17 protein-coding genes are annotated in these 16,612 nt (G+C 57.1%); 16 read left to right on the top strand and 1 reads right to left on the bottom strand.

From position 1 onward, the window contains the following. Nucleotides 1–80: 80 nt before the first annotated feature. Nucleotides 81–968: a VOC family protein gene (locus L248_RS00400; protein ID WP_051999807.1), complete on the top strand. Its 888-nt coding sequence runs from the start codon at nucleotides 81–83 to the stop codon at nucleotides 966–968. Further along, nucleotides 965–1,963, top strand: coding sequence for a serine hydrolase domain-containing protein (locus tag L248_RS00405; RefSeq protein WP_022528036.1), 999 nt, complete (start codon nucleotides 965–967; stop codon nucleotides 1,961–1,963). Before L248_RS00400 ends, L248_RS00405 begins: the two co-directional genes overlap by 4 nt. A 628-nt stretch (nucleotides 1,964–2,591) precedes the next feature. Here L248_RS00405 and L248_RS00410 read toward each other — a convergent pair. Then, nucleotides 2,592–3,944: a Mur ligase family protein gene (locus L248_RS00410; RefSeq protein ID WP_022528037.1), complete on the bottom strand. Its 1,353-nt coding sequence runs from the start codon at nucleotides 3,942–3,944 to the stop codon at nucleotides 2,592–2,594. Between the two features lie 161 nt (nucleotides 3,945–4,105). Here L248_RS00410 and L248_RS00415 point away from each other — a divergent pair, with 161 nt between their 5' ends. From L248_RS00415 to L248_RS00480, 14 genes are all read left to right on the top strand, one after another. After that, the gene (locus L248_RS00415; RefSeq protein WP_040534121.1) at nucleotides 4,106–4,708 is read left to right on the top strand and encodes a thymidine kinase; all 603 of its coding nucleotides are present in this window, start codon (nucleotides 4,106–4,108) and stop codon (nucleotides 4,706–4,708) included. Beyond that, nucleotides 4,701–5,789, top strand: coding sequence for a peptide chain release factor 1 (gene prfA, locus L248_RS00420; RefSeq protein ID WP_022528040.1), 1,089 nt, complete (start codon nucleotides 4,701–4,703; stop codon nucleotides 5,787–5,789). Before L248_RS00415 ends, prfA begins: the two co-directional genes overlap by 8 nt. Beyond that, nucleotides 5,776–6,648 (top strand): peptide chain release factor N(5)-glutamine methyltransferase, encoded by an 873-nt coding sequence (prmC, locus tag L248_RS00425; protein ID WP_022528041.1) that lies wholly within the window; start codon nucleotides 5,776–5,778, stop codon nucleotides 6,646–6,648. The genes prfA and prmC overlap by 14 nt, the downstream gene beginning before the upstream one ends. 5 nt (nucleotides 6,649–6,653) lie before the next feature. After that, nucleotides 6,654–7,664, top strand: a complete 1,011-nt coding sequence (locus L248_RS00430) for an L-threonylcarbamoyladenylate synthase (RefSeq protein ID WP_022528042.1) — start codon at nucleotides 6,654–6,656, stop codon at nucleotides 7,662–7,664. A gap of 34 nt (nucleotides 7,665–7,698) precedes the next feature. Beyond that, nucleotides 7,699–8,943, top strand: a complete 1,245-nt coding sequence (locus L248_RS00435; RefSeq protein ID WP_022528043.1) for a serine hydroxymethyltransferase — start codon at nucleotides 7,699–7,701, stop codon at nucleotides 8,941–8,943. Between the two features lie 53 nt (nucleotides 8,944–8,996). Next, nucleotides 8,997–9,626 (top strand): uracil phosphoribosyltransferase, encoded by a 630-nt coding sequence (upp, locus tag L248_RS00440; protein WP_040534122.1) that lies wholly within the window; start codon nucleotides 8,997–8,999, stop codon nucleotides 9,624–9,626. 210 nt (nucleotides 9,627–9,836) lie between these two features. After that, nucleotides 9,837–10,547, top strand: a complete 711-nt coding sequence (gene atpB, locus L248_RS00445; protein WP_022528045.1) for a F0F1 ATP synthase subunit A — start codon at nucleotides 9,837–9,839, stop codon at nucleotides 10,545–10,547. A gap of 24 nt (nucleotides 10,548–10,571) precedes the next feature. Beyond that, entirely contained in the window at nucleotides 10,572–10,784 is a 213-nt protein-coding gene (gene atpE / locus L248_RS00450) for a F0F1 ATP synthase subunit C (RefSeq protein WP_022528046.1), read from the top strand. 40 nt (nucleotides 10,785–10,824) lie between these two features. Then, complete coding sequence (atpF, locus tag L248_RS00455) at nucleotides 10,825–11,349, top strand: F0F1 ATP synthase subunit B (RefSeq protein WP_040534123.1); 525 nt, start codon at nucleotides 10,825–10,827, stop codon at nucleotides 11,347–11,349. Next, nucleotides 11,333–11,884 carry an ATP synthase F1 subunit delta gene (gene atpH / locus L248_RS00460; RefSeq protein ID WP_022528048.1) on the top strand — a complete coding sequence of 184 codons (552 nt, stop codon included), beginning with the start codon at nucleotides 11,333–11,335 and terminating at the stop codon, nucleotides 11,882–11,884. Before atpF ends, atpH begins: the two co-directional genes overlap by 17 nt. Before the next feature lie 23 nt (nucleotides 11,885–11,907). Beyond that, the gene (gene atpA, locus L248_RS00465) at nucleotides 11,908–13,482 is read left to right on the top strand and encodes a F0F1 ATP synthase subunit alpha (RefSeq protein ID WP_022528049.1); all 1,575 of its coding nucleotides are present in this window, start codon (nucleotides 11,908–11,910) and stop codon (nucleotides 13,480–13,482) included. A gap of 16 nt (nucleotides 13,483–13,498) precedes the next feature. Continuing rightward, nucleotides 13,499–14,440 (top strand): F0F1 ATP synthase subunit gamma, encoded by a 942-nt coding sequence (locus L248_RS00470; RefSeq protein WP_022528050.1) that lies wholly within the window; start codon nucleotides 13,499–13,501, stop codon nucleotides 14,438–14,440. 25 nt (nucleotides 14,441–14,465) lie between these two features. Further along, entirely contained in the window at nucleotides 14,466–15,941 is a 1,476-nt protein-coding gene (gene atpD / locus L248_RS00475; protein ID WP_022528051.1) for a F0F1 ATP synthase subunit beta, read from the top strand. A gap of 18 nt (nucleotides 15,942–15,959) precedes the next feature. Next, nucleotides 15,960–16,391, top strand: coding sequence for a F0F1 ATP synthase subunit epsilon (locus L248_RS00480; RefSeq protein WP_022528052.1), 432 nt, complete (start codon nucleotides 15,960–15,962; stop codon nucleotides 16,389–16,391). The last annotated feature ends 221 nt before the right edge of the window (nucleotides 16,392–16,612 follow it).

Genomic DNA, 16,612 nt, shown 5'->3' on the forward strand with positions numbered 1-16,612 from the left:
TCGAGCCGCACGCTTGAATTCTGCGCCGCGTTCACGCACAATTGGATTATGACAATCGTACCAAGAAGGGACTGGAATCAATGGCCAGTAAAATAACCGGTGCTTCGTTCAGCATTGCCGAGGAGACCCGCATTCGCTTCGTCGCCTTGAAGGTCAAAGACTTGCAGGCGATGGTGGATTTCTATAGCCAAATCGCCGGGTTGGACTTATTGAAACGTTCAGAGCAGCTTGCATACCTGGGCACGCGGCAGAATCAGGAGGTGCTGGTGACACTGCATAAGATCAGCGGGCACAAAGCCAAGAAACCCACCGCCGGGTTGGAACATATGGCGATTCTCCTGCCGGACCGGGATACACTGGGGTCCGCGCTGCAGCATATGCTCGACAACGGCATCGTCATCAATGGCCTTTACGAGAATGCCTATTCGCAGACCTTCATTATTCATGATCCCGAGGGCAACGGCGTGGAGTTTGCCTACGACAAGTCGGCTTCCCAATGGCGGACGCCGAACGCTATTGATTGGAAGAAAGAAAAGACAGTCAAGGCTGACCAAGAAGCTATTTTGAAGCACCAAAACGGCAAGTACAATTCCGCCCCCGCCGGCGTCTCCATCGGCCACGTCCAATTCCGGGTGAACGACCTGGCCGATACGGCGCGGTTCTATGAGAAAGGATTGGGCTTCGCAGTCAATGATGACGCCGACCCGAAGCAGCTGTTCCTGGCCGCGGGTGATTACCACCACCATATCGGCATCAACCTGACCGACGATGATACCTTGGCCAAGCCTGCTTGGGACACCTACGGCTTAGACTACGTCAACTTTGTCCTGCCTAACGAAGCTGCCATGGACCTGCTGCGCACGAATTTGGACGCCCAAGGATTCAAAGATTATGAGTACAATGGTCAATTCCATTATTTGCAAGTAACGGATCCCAACGGTATCAACCTCTGGTTTGCCTTAGCATGAAGCCGACTGAAACATTGATTCAACGCCTGGTGACAGCCCACGTTGTCCCAGGTGTTTCTTATGCCCTGATGGACGGTGACGCCGTCGCCGCCAACGTGCTGGGTCAGGCCGCCTGGTATCCTGCGCCGGAACGGCTGACGCCCAATGCCCAGTATGATCTGGCCTCCTTGACCAAAGTGGTGGGTACACTGACGGTGTTTTTACAGGCGGTTCAAGATGGGTTGTTGACACCGGCCAGCCCCGTGGCTGATTTCTTGCCCAGCGTAACGGACCGCCGGGTAACATTTCGGCATTTATTAACGCACACCTCGGGCATTGCCGGGTATATTCCACACCGTGACGCACTGCCAGCCCCGGCGTTACGGGACGCTATCCTGCACTTGCCGGTCACGGCGGCTTTTGAGCAGAAACCGGTGTACAGCGACACGAACTTGCTGGACACCGGTTTTGTGCTGGAGAAATTGTACGGGGCACCGATCCACGATTTGATTGCCACGCGGGTCTTGGCTCCGCTGGGGTTGAGCGGCGCCTCTTTTCAACCGACCCTGCCAGTGCCCACGTTGTTCAATCGCCAAACCGGCCGCAACTTTGCCGGTATCGTCCACGATCCCAAGAGCCGGGTGCTTGGCGCCCACAGCGGTTCTGCCGGTTTATTCAGCGACTTGCCTAGCCTGGTCCGCTTTGCCCAGTGGTATCTCGGTCAGTGGGCGCCAGCGGACCCGCCAGTGGCTCAAGAGACACTCGTGCCGCTGTGGCACGACTGGGCCCCGCACCACGGTCAGCGGTCACTGGGCTGGGATCTGCGCTACACCCCGGCAGGCACGCCGGTCCTGTACCACACAGGCTTCACAGGCACCTTCATTGCCCTGGACCGGCAGCATCAGCAAGGCCTGATCGTCCTCACCAACCGGGTCTACCCCAACGGCCACAACGACCGTTTCCTGGCCGACCGGGAACTGATTCTGAACACTTGGCTGGCAGAAATCGACAGCTAGCCGGTGGGTAGGTAACTGTCTCTGGCCCGGGTGACTACGGGCTCCGCAGCTTGGGGGCTGGAACGTGGTGACGGCGGTTTGAGCCCGCAAAGAGCACGGTCTCAAACACACCTAACTGCATCGAAATCTTGAGCAAAAAACGCTCAAGATTTCGTGCAGTTTCCACCACTGAGCCCCCAATCTGCTCCGCCCTTCGTCACCCTACATTCTCGGAGACCGGAACAGTCCCGTGCGATACAAAACCTTGGCAGCCTCTTCCATGGTCATTTCGCAGTTCCCTGGAAGGATAAAGTTTGGGTTACGCCTCCTGGGATTGTGTCCTGGTACGAAGAATTTCACGATCGGCAAGGATGTAGGCGATTTGGGCCCGGAGCCAGGGAACCTCAGTGGTGAAGTTGGTCTTAGCGGGCGCTCTTTGCCCGCTTAGACCAAGGCCGGTCTTTAAGACTTTTGGCGCTTTTTGCCAAAAGGTTTAAAGCCGTGCCCACCACGTTCCAGGCCCCCTGGCGGAGGGCCCAAATCGCCGGGCCCAGCGAATTCCAAACACAAAACAAGGCTGAACCATCCGCACACTGCAGCTTGCACTGTGCACGATGGTCCAGCCTTTTCTGACGGTAATAATTGAAGACTACTTGTTGACCAGCTTCTGGGTCACATAGTTCTGATCCGCCAAAGCCTTACGCAGCGCCAACATCGCCGTGTACGTCGCCAAGACGTAGATGCGGTCATTGGGAATCGCCTTGATCAGCGGAATGGCGTCGGTGACGTTGTCGGCCACTTGCAGGTGGTCGTCGGCCACGCCCGCTACCTTCAGCCGCAGCGCGATGTCCTTGTGCCGGTGGCCGCCGGCGATGACGGCGGGCATGGCGGCGTAATCCAAGTCTTCGAACTTCCCATCCCAGATCCAGCTGGTATCGATTCCGTCCGCATAGTTCGAGTTCAACAGAACCGCCAGGGAGTAGGGCTGGGGATCGTTCTTGATCATTGTCAGGACTTGATTCAGACCGACGGGGTTCTTGACCAGGATGATGGTCACTTGCTTGCCGTCCACGGTGATCACTTCTTGCCGGCCAAAGACGGTTTCGTCGCCGGCCAGGGCGTCGACGATGGTGTCGCCAGCCACGCCGAATTCCCGGGCGACGGTGTAGGCCGCCAGCGTATTGTAAATGTTGTACATCCCGCCGATGTTGATCGTCGCCGGGTGGCCGTCCAGGTCGAACTGGGACTTGGTGGGCAGCAGGGTATTGACGGCGTTCACGGTGTACTTCAGGTCTGGGCGGTGGAAACCGCAATGAGGGCAGAAATAATCCCCCAGGTTGGCGTAGGTGTTGAAGTGGTAGTGCAGGATATGGTCGCACACTGGGCAGAGGACGCCGTCGGTGTTCACGTCGGCCCGGGTATCGCCTTCGCTGGGCAGGTTGAACCCGTAATATACTTTGGGATTCGGCAGATCCTTAGAATTAAAGATGGGGGCATCACCGTTGGCGACGATGGTGGCCTCGGGCGCCAATTTAACGCCGGCCAGGATCTTGTCGTAAGTGGTGTAGATTTCGCCGTAGCGGTCCATTTGGTCCCGGAAGATATTGGTCATCACAAACATCTTCGGATGCAGCTGGGCGGCCACGTGGGCGACGTTGGCTTCATCCACTTCCAGGACGGCCAAGCCTTTCTCACTGCCGTGGTGGCGGTGGGCCATGAAGACTGTCAGAATGCCCTGGAACATGTTGGAACCGGTGGGGTTAGAAAGAATATCGGGGTACTTCTGGCGCAGTGCCTTCACGGTGAGGGCAGTCGTCAAAGTCTTGCCGTTCGTCCCGGTGATAATGATCGTGTCGTAATCTTTGCCCAGTGCTGCCAGGGCGTTGGGCGCCAGCCGGTCTGCCAGCTTGCCCGGGAAAGAACTGCCGCCATTTCTAAATGTATGCAGGAACCAATGGGCGCTCTTTCCTACTGTGATTGCGAACTTGTCCCGAATGCTCATCTGTTTTTGCCACCTATCTTTTTTGGTCAAACGTACCTTGGCTATTTTACCATACGCCCGGCCTGACGGGGGGACTTCTGACCGGGTCTGCCTTCACTGCTGGCGTGCTTTCCGTTATACTGGTAGAGATTTAGACGATACGAATAATGGGGGTGGCTGTGTTGGCCCAGTTGTTTTTTCGCTATGGGGCAATGAATAGCGGCAAGTCCATCGAGATCCTGAAGGTGGCACACAATTATGAAGAACAGAACAAACCGGTGGTGCTGATGACCAGTCATTTGGATACCCGCAGCGGGGAGGGCGTCATTGCCAGCCGCATTGGCTTGCACCGCTCGGCTTTGCCGATCCTGGAGGACACCGACATCTTCAGTATTACCGATGCCCAACCGATCAAGCCGGCCTGTGTGCTCATCGACGAGGCCCAATTTCTCAAAAAAGCCCAGGTCCTGCAGGCTTGCAAGATCGTGGACACGCTGGGGATCCCGGTGATGACCTTCGGGTTGAAGAACGATTTCCGCAATGAGCTGTTCGAGGGGTCCCGGTACCTTCTATTGTATGCGGACAAGATTGAAGAAATGAAGACGATCTGCTGGTTCTGCCGGCACAAGGCGATCATGAATCTGCGCATCCATGACGGCCGTCCGGTGTATGAAGGCGAGCAGATCATGATCGGCGGCAACGAGTCATACTACCCGGTCTGCCGCTATCACTATTTCCACCCCTCGTTAGATAAAATTGAAGGAAGCGAAGACATCGATGGATAAAATCATCGCCCAGCTAGAGGGCGTGCTGCAACGGTACGACGAACTAGAAGAAATGATGGCTGACCCAGAAGTGATCAACGATACCAAACGGTATATGCAGGTCAGCAAAGAAGAAGGCAGCATGCGGGAAGTGGTGCAGAAGTACAAGCACTACAAAGAGGTCCTGCACGATATTGAAGAAAGTAAAGAAGTCTTGAGCGACACCGACGACAGCGACATGGCCGACCTGGCCAAGGAAGATCTGGCCAATCTCCAGAAGGAGAAGGAGCAGTTGGACCACGAGCTGCTGGTTTTGATGCTGCCGAAGGACCCCAACGATGATAAGAACATCATCATGGAAATTCGCGGTGCCGCCGGCGGCGACGAAGCCAGTTTGTTTGCGGCTGACCTGCTCTCGATGTACCAGAAATACGCCGAGCGCCAGGGCTGGAGCTTCGAAATCGTCGATGAGAACCGCACCGACGTGGGCGGCTTCAAGGAAGTCGCGGCGATGATTACCGGCGAGAACGTTTATTCCAAGCTGAAGTTTGAAAATGGGGCCCACCGGGTCCAGCGGGTGCCGGTGACGGAATCTGCTGGCCGGGTCCACACCTCCACAGCCACCGTGGCGGTCATGCCGGAATATGACGACATCGACTTCAAGCTGGACCCCAAAGACATTCGCACAGATGTCTATCGCTCCTCTGGGGCCGGCGGCCAGCATATCAACAAGACCTCCAGTGCCGTGCGGATGACCCATATTCCCACCGGTATCGTGGTGGCCATGCAGGACCAGCGTTCGCAGCAGCAGAACCGGGAGAAGGCCATGCAGATCCTGCGTTCTCGGGTCTACGATTTCTACGAGACCCAGAACCGGGACGAGTACGACGAGAAGCGTAAGAGCATCGTCGGTACCGGCGACCGCTCCGAGCGGATCCGCACGTATAATTATCCCCAGAACCGGGTCACCGACCACCGCATCGGCCTCACGCTGAACAAGCTGGATCGCATCATGAACGGCGAGCTGGATGAGATCATTGACGCCCTCATCGTGCACGACCAGGCCGATAAGCTGGAGCATCTGCAAGATGGCGTCGCCTGAGACGTACAACGATTGGCTGCGGCGGGTGCGCGGGGCACTGAGTGCGAAGGGTCTTGACCCCGGCGGGGCAGAGTATGTGCTGACTGCCCGGCAGCACTGGACGAATACCGACCTCCTGCTGCACTTGCGGAACACGATATCAACGTCGCTAGCCGCACAGCTGGCCAGGGATGCCCAGCGGCTGCTGGCGGCGGAGCCGGCCCAGTACATCGTGGGCCAAGCCTGGTTCGCTGGCTTACCGCTGCACGTTGCCCCGGGGGTGCTGATTCCCCGGCCGGAGACGGAAGAACTGGTGGCCTGGCTGCTGGATTCTCTGCCGGCCAACGCTCCGGTGCGCATCGCCGATATCGGTACCGGCTCCGGTGCGATTGCCATTGCAGTAGCGCACGCCCGGCCCCGCTGGCAGGTCACCGCCACCGATGTCTCGCCGCGGGCCCTGGAAGTAGCCCAAGCGAATGCGGACCGGCTGGTGCCCCGACGCATCACATTCCGCCAAGGCAGCCTCCTGGCTCCGCTGGGCGATCAGCGCTTCACGGCAATCATCAGTAACCCGCCATACATCAGCTGGGACGAACTGGCAGTGATGGACCGGTCGGTGAAGCAATATGAACCCAGCACTGCCCTGTTTGCCCCGGACCACGGCCTGGCCATGTACCAAGCGTTGATCAGGACTGCCCCGGCCCATCTCGCACCGGATGGCCAATTATTTCTCGAACACGGCTACCGCCAACGCACTGCGCTGACCGCCCTTTTCGCCGCCGATGCTGCCTGGCATGTCCAGACCAAGAACGACCTGGCCGGGCAGCCGCGTATGGTCCGGGCGGTATACGCCGTTGATTCTGTTAGAAAAGAAGGATAGTTATTGTGGAAACGTTACGTTTGAATCCTGATCAAGTGGCTCAAGCCGCGGAGTTGATCAAGGCCGGCCAGCTGGTCGCCTTTCCCACTGAAACGGTCTATGGCCTAGGGGCGGATGCCACCAACCCCACAGCTGTGAAGCAAGTCTATGCGGCGAAGGGCCGGCCCAGCGATAATCCGCTGATCGTGACCGTCTCGGGACCCGACCAGGTGGCCCAGTATGCTGCCGGCATCACGCCGAAGGTCCAGGCCCTGTTTGACCGCTTTTGGCCGGGTCCGTTGACCTTGGTCCTGCCGGTGAAGCCGGGTACGCTGCCCAAGGAAGTCACGGGCGGTCTGCGTACGGCCGCCTTCCGCAACCCGGCAGATAAACTGACTCGAGAAATCATCCGCCAAGCGGGCGTGCCCATCGTCGGCCCCAGCGCCAATACGTCGGGCAAGCCCAGTCCTACCACTGCCGATCATGTTCTCCACGACCTGAACGGCAAGATTGCCGCGGTGCTGGACGACGGGCCGACCAAGGTGGGCGTTGAGTCGACGATCGTCGATATGTCGGTGGTCCCGCCGGTGATCTTGCGGCCCGGTGCTGTGTCGATTCATGATCTGGAACCGATCATCGGTAAAGTACTGATCAACAGCCACAAGGTGGGGGCCAACGAGGTGCCCAAGGCACCCGGAATGAAATATAAGCACTACGCGCCCAACGCCCAAGTGATCATCGTCCGTGATCCGGCCGACTTTGCCAAGGCGATTGCCTGGGCAGAGACCAAGGGGCCGGTGGGGCTGCTGGCCACCGACGCTGTGCTCCAGAAGCAAAGCACCGTGCGTTTCAAGTCTCAGTATTCCCTAGGGGATTCCGTGGAATCCGCCACCCACCGGCTCTTTGACGGCTTACGCTACTTCGACCTGAACCCGGAGATCAAGATCATCTTAGCCCAGGGCTTCACCCCGGACGGCTTAGGCCTGGCGTATATGAACCGCTTGGAGAAAGCTGCCGGTTTGCAGTATTTCGATTAACATTGCTGTTCCATTCACGTGAGGAGAAAACCCCATGACGACACCAGCGTACGAAAATGAAGACCGCAACCTATGGGCCGCTGTCCACCAAGAAGAAGACCGGCAGCAGCATAACATTGAATTGATTGCCTCTGAAAACATCGTTTCCCAGGGCGTACGCGCGGCCCAAGGCTCCGTGCTGACCAACAAATACGCCGAGGGCTATCCCGGCCACCGGTATTACGGCGGCTGTGAATACATCGACGTGGTGGAGAACCTGGCCATCGATCGGGCGAAAGCCTTGTTTCACGCCGAGTATGCTAATGTTCAGCCCCATTCCGGGTCCCAGGCCAACGAAGCGGCGTACCGCGCCTTTCTGCACTCGGGGGACAAGGTGCTGGGGATGGACTTGACGGCCGGCGGGCACTTGACCCACGGTTCGCCGGTGAACTTCTCTGGTAAAACCTATGAATTCCACAGTTACGGGGTTGATCCGGTCACTGAGCGGATCGATTATGATGCCGTGGCGGCGCTGGCGGCGGAGATCCGGCCGCGGATGATCGTTGCTGGGGCGTCCGCGTATGCCCGGACGATCGACTTCGCCAAGTTCCGGGAAATTGCGGATTCCGTCGGGGCGTACCTGATGGTCGACATGGCCCACATCGCCGGCTTAGTCGCGACGGGGGCCCATCCCAGCCCGGTACCGTATGCCGATGTGGTCACCACCACGACCCACAAGACCTTGCGCGGTCCGCGGGGCGGCCTCATTCTGGCAAAAGCAGAATACGGGCGGGCAATCAACTCTGCGGTCTTCCCCGGGACCCAGGGTGGGCCGCTGGAGCACGTTATCGCCGCCAAGGCGGTGGCCCTCCACGAGGCGATGCAGCCTGAGTTCAAGACGTATATTGACCAAGTGATCAAAAATACGGCCGTCATGGCGGATTACTGTAATGCCCAGGACGGACTGCGGGTGATCTCCGGCGGTACCGACAACCATCTTTTCCTCATGGATGTGACCGGGCTGGGGGTGACGGGCCGGGATGTCCAAGACTTGTGCGACAGCATTGCCATCACCCTGAACAAGAATACGATTCCCGGGGAGAAAAACGGTCCCTTCAAGACCAGCGGTGTGCGCATCGGGGCAGCGGCGGTGACCAGTCGCGGCTTCAAAGAAGACCAGTGCCGCCAAGTCGCGGCATGGATCGTCCAAGCCATTCGCCAGCGGGACGACCGCGCGGCGTTGGATGACATCCGCGGGCAAGTATTCAACTTGACCGCCGCATTTCCCATTACTCGGTAAAGCAGGCACCAGAGCGTGGTAAAATGAACACAATAGCAAGGAGGACAATCACATTGAGCAAGTTTACTGTTCTTAATCACCCGTTGATTCAGCATAAGCTGACCATTATTCGGGATAAAAACACCGGTACCAAAGAATTCCGGGAAGTGGCCAACGAAATTGCTGAGCTGATGGTGTATGAAATCACCCGGGACCTGCCGCTCGAGGACGTCGAGATCGAGACTCCCATGGGCAAGACCACCCAGAAACAGCTTTCTGGTAAGAAATTGGCGGTCATTCCCATCCTGCGCGCCGGTCTGGGCATGGTCGACGGCGTTCTGGAATTGATTCCGGCGGCCAAGGTCGGCCACATTGGTATGTACCGGGACGAGAAGACCTTGAAGCCCCACGAATACTTCGTCAAGATGCCGGAAGATATTGACCAGCGCGAGCTGTTCATCGTCGACCCAATGCTGGCCACCGGCGGTTCGGCCAATATGGCGATTGATGCACTGAAGAAGCGGGGCGCCACCCACATGCGGCTGGTCGTCCTGGTTGCGGCGCCGGAAGGGGTCAAGGCTGTCCAAGCGGCTCACCCCGACGTGGATATTTATGCCGCGGCACTGGATGACCATTTGAACGAGAACGGCTATATCGTCCCAGGTCTGGGCGATGCTGGCGACCGCCTCTTCGGTACGAAGTAAGTACGGCGAGAAACGAAAATACAGGACCGGCCGATTGCAAATTTTCATTTTGAAAATGCTCCCGGGGCGGGTGTTTGACCGTCTCGGAAGCGCTTTTTACCGCTGCTTGGCTTTGTATTTTCATTTCCCCGGTGTTAATATAGCGAGTGTGTTTCGGAGACCATCGTCATGCGGGTTCTCCGTTAACCATCATGGAAAGGAGGTCACAACGTGGACGACAAATACCCAATCGTGCAGCTCTGGGGTTTGCATTTCAACCTGACCAACGATATTTCCGGTCTGGTGGCGGCCCTGATCGTGTTCGGATTGGTCTATTGGCTTTCCCGCAAGCCGCAATTTCGGCCCACCAAGAAGCAGAACCTGATCGAATGGATGATGGACTTCACCGATGGTATCGTACATAGCGCGATTCCTGGCGACGAAGCGCAGCCATTCCGTTTATATGCGTTCGTCCTGTTTCTCTTCGTCTTCATGTCCAACCAGCTTGGCTTGGCCATCGAAGTGAAGGCCGGTGACTTGACTTGGTTCCGGTCACCGACGGCAGACCCGATCATCACCATGTCGTTAGCTTTAATGACATTGCTGTTGACCCACTACTTCTCAATAAGAAAATTTGGTTTTGGCGGATATATGCGCAATTATACGAAGCCATTTGCCTTCCTGCTGCCAATCAACTTATTGGAAGAGTTCACGAACTTCTTGACCTTAGCTCTCCGGCTTTACGGTAACATCTTCGCTGGCGAGGTCCTGCTCACCCTGATTCATCAATTTGCGATGTCGATGGGGGCCATCAGCTTCATCGGGGCCATCCCGCTGGAACTGATCTGGCAGGGCTTCTCGGTGTTCATCGGTTCCATCCAGGCTTACGTATTTGTGACGTTGGCTATGGTGTACATGTCCCGCAAGCTGGAACAAGAATAGACTTTCAATTTAGGAGGAACTTACATGCAATATATTGCCGCTTCTGTCGCCGCGGGCTTAGCTGCCCTGGCTGCTTCATTTGGTAACGGGCTGGTTATTTCTCGGACGGTGGAAAGCATTTCCCGCCAACCGGAAGTCGCTGGTACTCTCCGGACACTGATGTTTATCGGTGTCGGCTTGATCGAAGCCGTGCCGATCCTGTCCGTCGTTGTTGCGTTGCTGATCCTCTTTGTCTGACTCATTGGCAACGAACTTAGACGAAGGGAAGTGTGTGTGATTGGCTAATGAAGTGATATTAGCAACCACCGGTCTGTACACCGGCGACTTGCTGTGGTACCTCATTCTCTTCGCAGTGCTGTTGGTTGCCGTCGGTCACTTTGCCTGGAATCCCGTCAACGATATGATGGAAAAACGGCGCAATAAGATCAACGATGACATTGACCACGCCCAGAGTGCGCGCCAAACGGCTGAAGAGCAGCAGAAGAAAACGGCCGCGGCCTTGGCCGATTCTAAGAACCAAGCCGTCGCCATTATTTCTAAAGCCCAGCAGCAAGGGAGTGCGCAGCAGGACCAGATCATTGCGCAAGCCCATACGGACGCAGAGACAATGAAGAAACAGGCCGAAAAAGATGCCGCCCAGGCGCGCCAAGATGCCTTGGCCCACGCGAAGGACGACATTGCCGACTTGTCCGTGCAGATCGCCAGCAAGCTGATTAACAAAGAGTTGGATGCCAGCGCTCACCAACAGTTGATCGACTCGTACATCAAGGGATTGGATAACAATAATGGCCAAACTCGATAGGAGTACAGTCGGGACCCGCTATGCCAGTGCTTTACTCGCGTTGGCCAAAGAGCGGGGCAATGCCGCGGAGACGCTCACCGAATTACAAGCGCTGGCGCAAGTCTTCGCGGACCAGCCCGATTTAGGTCAAATCTTGACGGACAACCGGCTTTCTCTCCTGGAGAAACAGCCGATTCTGGAGAACTTAAAAAAGCCGTTTTCTGCCCAAACGCAAACGCTGCTGCAAATGGTCTTCGATTACAAGCGCATGGTAGACATGCCGGATATCGTCAAGGCTTACGAACACCTCTATGATGCCGACCAAGGAATTATCGAGGCGCACGTGACCAGCGTGGTGGCCTTGACCGCGGATCAGCAGCAGGCCCTGTCTGCTGCCTTAGCCAAGCGGTTTGGCGCCAAAACGGTCCATCTGCATCTGCACCAAGACCCCGCCCTCATCGGTGGAGTGACCGTCCGGGTCCATGACGTTGTGTTAGACGGCAGCATTGTCCGCCGCCTGGCTGATATCAAAGCGGCCTTGACGGCAGAAGCGTAATGGTCGCAAGAGAGGTGAATTGAATGAGCATCAAAGCTGAGGAAATCAGTGCTCTGATCAAAAAACAACTAGAAAATTATCAAGATGATTTACAGGTCGATGAAGTGGGTACTGTCACTTACATCGGCGATGGTATCGCCCGTGCGACCGGTTTGGAAAACGCCATGAGTAACGAGCTGCTGCAATTTAGCAATGGCAGTTACGGGGTCGCCCAAAACTTGGAAACAAACGATGTCGGGATCATTATCCTGGGGGCCTTCGATGATATTCGCGAAGGTGATCGGGTGAAGCGGACCGGACGGATCATGCAAGTTCCTGTCGGGGACGCCATGATCGGCCGGGTCGTCAATCCGCTGGGTCAGCCCGTCGATGGTTTAGGCGCCATCAAGACGGACAAGAGCCGGCCCATTGAATCCCCGGCGCCGGGGGTCATGCAGCGGCAGTCCGTGACGGAACCGCTGCAAACCGGGTTGAAAGCCATTGATGCCCTGGTCCCGATTGGCCGTGGTCAGCGGGAGCTGATCATTGGTGACCGGAAAACCGGGAAGACGTCGATCGCGATTGATACAATTTTGAACCAAAAGGGTCAAAACATGATTTGTATCTACGTCGCCATCGGCCAAAAAGAGTCCACTGTTCGCGCCCAAGTGGAAACACTGCGGCGGTTCGGTGCGCTGGATTATACCATCATCGTCGAAGCTGGTCCGTCTGAACCGGCCCCGATGCTTTACATCGCACCATACGCCGGCACGGCGATGGGCGAGGAATTCATGTATAACGGCAAACACGTGTTGATCGTGTTCGATGACTTGTCCAAACAAGCGGTCGCTTACCGTGAACTGTCCTTGCTGCTCCGTCGTCCGCCTGGTCGTGAAGCCTATCCTGGGGATATTTTCTATCTGCACTCCCGGCTGCTGGAGCGGTCGGCGAAGCTCTCGGATAAGCTGGGCGGCGGTTCGATGACCGCACTGCCGATTATCGAGACCCAGGCTGGGGATATTTCAGCTTACATTCCAACTAACGTGATTTCCATCACGGATGGTCAGATCTTCCTGGAGAGTGACCTGTTCTTCTCCGGGACGCGGCCAGCCATCGATGCCGGGGCTTCTGTTTCCCGGGTCGGCGGGGCGGCTCAGATCAAGGCCATGAAGAAAGTTTCCGGGACGCTGCGGACGGACTTGGCTTCTTACCGGGAGCTGGAGTCCTTCACCCAGTTCGGGTCCGACTTGGATGCGGCAACGCAGGCCAAGCTGAACCGGGGCCGGCGCACTGTTGAAGTCTTGAAGCAGGGCTTGCATAAACCGCTGCCGGTTGAAAAGCAGGTCGTGATTTTGTACGCCTTGGTTCATGGCTATCTGGACAGTGTCCCCGTAGACGATATTCTGCGGTTCGAATCTGAACTTTTTGCTTTCTTCGATGGCACCCACGCCGATATTCTGAAGAGTATTCGGGAGACCGGCGACTTGCCGAAGGATGATACCTTGGAGAATGCCGTCAAGGAATTCGCCGATGGGTTCTCCACGAAGAAACAGACACCCGATCAGGAAGCTGCTGCTGTGAATGGCAGCCAAAGCAAATCCACGAGTGCCGCAAAGTAAAGGGGGGTACTGACTGATGGCAGGTTCATCCATTGATATTAAACGACGGATCGCTTCCACAAAAAGTACCCGGCAGATTACTAAGGCCATGCAGATGGTATCCGGCGCAAAGCTGAATCGCATTCAGCAGCGGGCCACGGATTACCAAATCTACGCGGACAAAGTGCGGTCCATCGTGACCCACTTGGCCAACGCCCAGCTGCTGGCTCAGGCCGGAGAAGTCGGCAATGTGACGCCGAATCCTTTGGCCGCAGAACTGGGGATCAACCTCAGCGAGTTGATGGTCCAGCGGCCGGTCAAGAAGACCGGTTATCTGGTCATCACTTCCGATCGGGGCTTGGTCGGCGGTTATAACAGCACCATCCTCAAGGGGATGCTGGACATGATCCGCCAAGACCACGACCCCAAGGGCTCGGATTACGCGATTATGGCTGTCGGCGGCGTGGGCGCTGATTTCTTCAAGACCAACAACATGAACCTGATCTATGAATATCGGGGCATCAGTGATATCCCGACATTCGATGAGATTCGGGAGATCTTGTCCACAGCGGTCACCATGTACGACAACGGTGTATTCGACGAGTTATATGTGTGCTACAACCACCATATCAATTCGCTGAGCAGTGCCTTCCGAGTGGAGAAAATGCTGCCGATCAACGACATCGAGGCAGAAGAGGACGATACCGCAGCGCCGGTCACGACGGCGTACATCACGGACCCGTCCTTGCCCGTCGTGCTCGCCACGATTCTGCCCCAATTCGCCGAAAGCCTGATCTTCGGCGCTATCCTGGATGCTAAAACGGCGGAACACGCCTCATCCATGACGGCGATGAAGTCAGCCTCCGATAACGCGGACGACTTGATCAGCAGCTTGACAACGCAATTGAACCGGGCCCGCCAGGCCCAGATTACCACGGAGATCACCGAAATCGTCGGTGGCGCCGCGGCACTAGAATAATCAAGATGGGAAAGGAGACAAACGAATGAGTGAAGGTACAATCGTCCAAGTCATCGGCCCTGTTGTCGATGTGGCTTTTCCCCTTGATGATTCATTGCCGGACATTAACAATGCATTAACAGTGGAAAACAAAAACAGCAACACGACCGTCGTCTTGGAAGTCGCTCTGGAGCTCGGTGACGGCGTGATGCGGACCATCGCGATGGAAGACACCGGCGGCCTGCAGCGCGGTATGTCCGTGACGGACACCGGCGGTCCCATTTCTGTCCCGGTGGGGAAAGAAACGCTGGGCCGGGTATTCAACGTCCTGGGTCAGCCTATCGACGGCGGCAAGCCGTTCCCTGCGGACTTCCGCCGGGATCCGATCCACCGGGAGCCGCCCAAGTATGACGAACTGAGCACCACGTCCGAAGTCCTGGAAACCGGGATCAAGGTCATTGACCTGCTCGCCCCCTACCTGCGGGGTGGGAAGGTCGGCCTGTTCGGCGGTGCCGGTGTCGGCAAAACCGTCCTGATTCAGGAATTGATCCATAACATTGCCGAGGAACACAACGGTATTTCTGTCTTCACCGGGGTCGGCGAACGCACCCGGGAAGGGAACGACCTCTACTTCGAAATGAAGCAGTCCGGCGTTCTGGAGAAGACCGCGCTGGTCTTCGGTCAGATGAACGAACCGCCTGGTGCGCGGATGCGGGTGGCCCTGACGGGGCTGACTCTGGCCGAGTACTTCCGGGATGTGGAGGGCCAGGACGTGCTGCTGTTCATCGACAACATCTTCCGGTTCACCCAAGCCGGGTCTGAAGTTTCTGCCCTGCTGGGCCGAATGCCGTCTGCCGTTGGTTATCAGCCGACGTTGGCGACTGAAATGGGCCAGCTGCAGGAACGGATTACGTCGACGTCAAAAGGATCAGTCACTTCGATTCAGGCCATTTATGTCCCGGCCGATGACTACACTGACCCGGCGCCGGCGACGGCATTCGCCCACTTGGACGCCACCACGAACTTGGAGCGGCGCTTGACCGAGCAAGGCATTTACCCAGCAGTGGACCCGCTGGAGTCTTCCTCGTCAGCGCTGGATCCCGAGATCGTCGGCCAAGAGCACTACGATGTCGCGACTCAGGTCCAGCATGTTCTGCAACGCTACCGTGAACTGCAAGACATCATCTCCATTTTGGGGATGGATGAATTGTCCGATGAAGAAAAGCTGATCGTATCTCGGGCCCGGAAGATTCAATTCTTCCTGTCCCAGAACTTCTTCGTCGCTGAACAGTTCACCGGTCTGCCCGGTGCTTATGTGCCCGTCAAGGACACAGTGCGCGGCTTCAAGGAGATCTTGGATGGCAAGTTCGACGATTATCCGGAAGAAGCTTTCCGGTCCGTCGGCCCCATCGAGGACGTGCCGAAGAAAGCCGCCAAGCTGGGTTACAAGCCGAAGAACGGAACAGCGCCAGCAACTGACGATGCAGCTCAGTCTGGCCAACAGGCCGCCGCTGCACAATAAAAGTAGGAGGGGACACTCGTGGCGGAAGATTTATCCCATGCAATCACCGTCAAGATCGTGACGCCTGATGGTGTCGTTTATGACCACCATGCCCACCTGCTGATCGTCAATGCGATTGATGGCGAACTCGGGATCATGAAGGATCACGAGCCGATCATTGCCCCGTTGAGAATCGCCGAAGTGCGGGTCCAGCGGGTCGATGGCTTGGATCATGAAAACCACATCGCCGTCAATGGCGGGTTCATGGAGTTTTCGAACAACGTGGCCACCATCGTTGCAGATTCGGCGGAGCGGCAGCGGACGATCGATCTGAGTCGGGCGCAGCTGGCCAAAGAGCGGGCCGAGAAGGCCATCGCGGCGGCGGAAGCGAAGCACGACAAGGACACCGCCCGGCGCGCGCAAGTCGCCTTGCAGCGGGCTGTCAATCGGATCCACGTCAAGCAACAGTAACGTTGGTTTATGGTATGCTGAAGTCGGTGCAGTTTTTCTGCGCCGGCTTTTTCTTGCGGCGTTGCGCTTCGCGCTGCCGCCTTGTCGTGTGGGAAATGGTCCGCGGGACTGCCGATACGGCGTTGTGTTGCGCACGTCCGGCTCAAGGAGCAGGAGGACGGTGAGCGAGACCCGGCGATTTGGGCCCTCCGGCTGGCTGGGCGTGGAACGCCATGGGCACG

It is taken from the genome of Schleiferilactobacillus shenzhenensis LY-73, assembly GCF_000469325.1.
GTDB lineage: Bacteria > Bacillota > Bacilli > Lactobacillales > Lactobacillaceae > Schleiferilactobacillus > Schleiferilactobacillus shenzhenensis.

Excerpts from the sequence above, each read along its gene's own strand:
- L248_RS00400 (WP_051999807.1), top strand. The coding sequence starts at position 81 with ATGGCCAGTAAAATAACCGGTGCTTCGTTCAGCATTGCCGAGGAGACC.
- L248_RS00405 (WP_022528036.1), top strand. The coding sequence starts at position 965 with ATGAAGCCGACTGAAACATTGATTCAACGCCTGGTGACAGCCCACGTT.
- L248_RS00410 (WP_022528037.1), bottom strand. The coding sequence starts at position 3,944 with ATGAGCATTCGGGACAAGTTCGCAATCACAGTAGGAAAGAGCGCCCAT.
- prfA (WP_022528040.1), top strand. The coding sequence starts at position 4,701 with ATGGATAAAATCATCGCCCAGCTAGAGGGCGTGCTGCAACGGTACGAC.
- prmC (WP_022528041.1), top strand. The coding sequence starts at position 5,776 with ATGGCGTCGCCTGAGACGTACAACGATTGGCTGCGGCGGGTGCGCGGG.
- L248_RS00435 (WP_022528043.1), top strand. The coding sequence starts at position 7,699 with ATGACGACACCAGCGTACGAAAATGAAGACCGCAACCTATGGGCCGCT.
- atpE (WP_022528046.1), top strand. The coding sequence starts at position 10,572 with ATGCAATATATTGCCGCTTCTGTCGCCGCGGGCTTAGCTGCCCTGGCT.
- atpH (WP_022528048.1), top strand. The coding sequence starts at position 11,333 with ATGGCCAAACTCGATAGGAGTACAGTCGGGACCCGCTATGCCAGTGCT.
- atpA (WP_022528049.1), top strand. The coding sequence starts at position 11,908 with ATGAGCATCAAAGCTGAGGAAATCAGTGCTCTGATCAAAAAACAACTA.
- L248_RS00470 (WP_022528050.1), top strand. The coding sequence starts at position 13,499 with ATGGCAGGTTCATCCATTGATATTAAACGACGGATCGCTTCCACAAAA.
- atpD (WP_022528051.1), top strand. The coding sequence starts at position 14,466 with ATGAGTGAAGGTACAATCGTCCAAGTCATCGGCCCTGTTGTCGATGTG.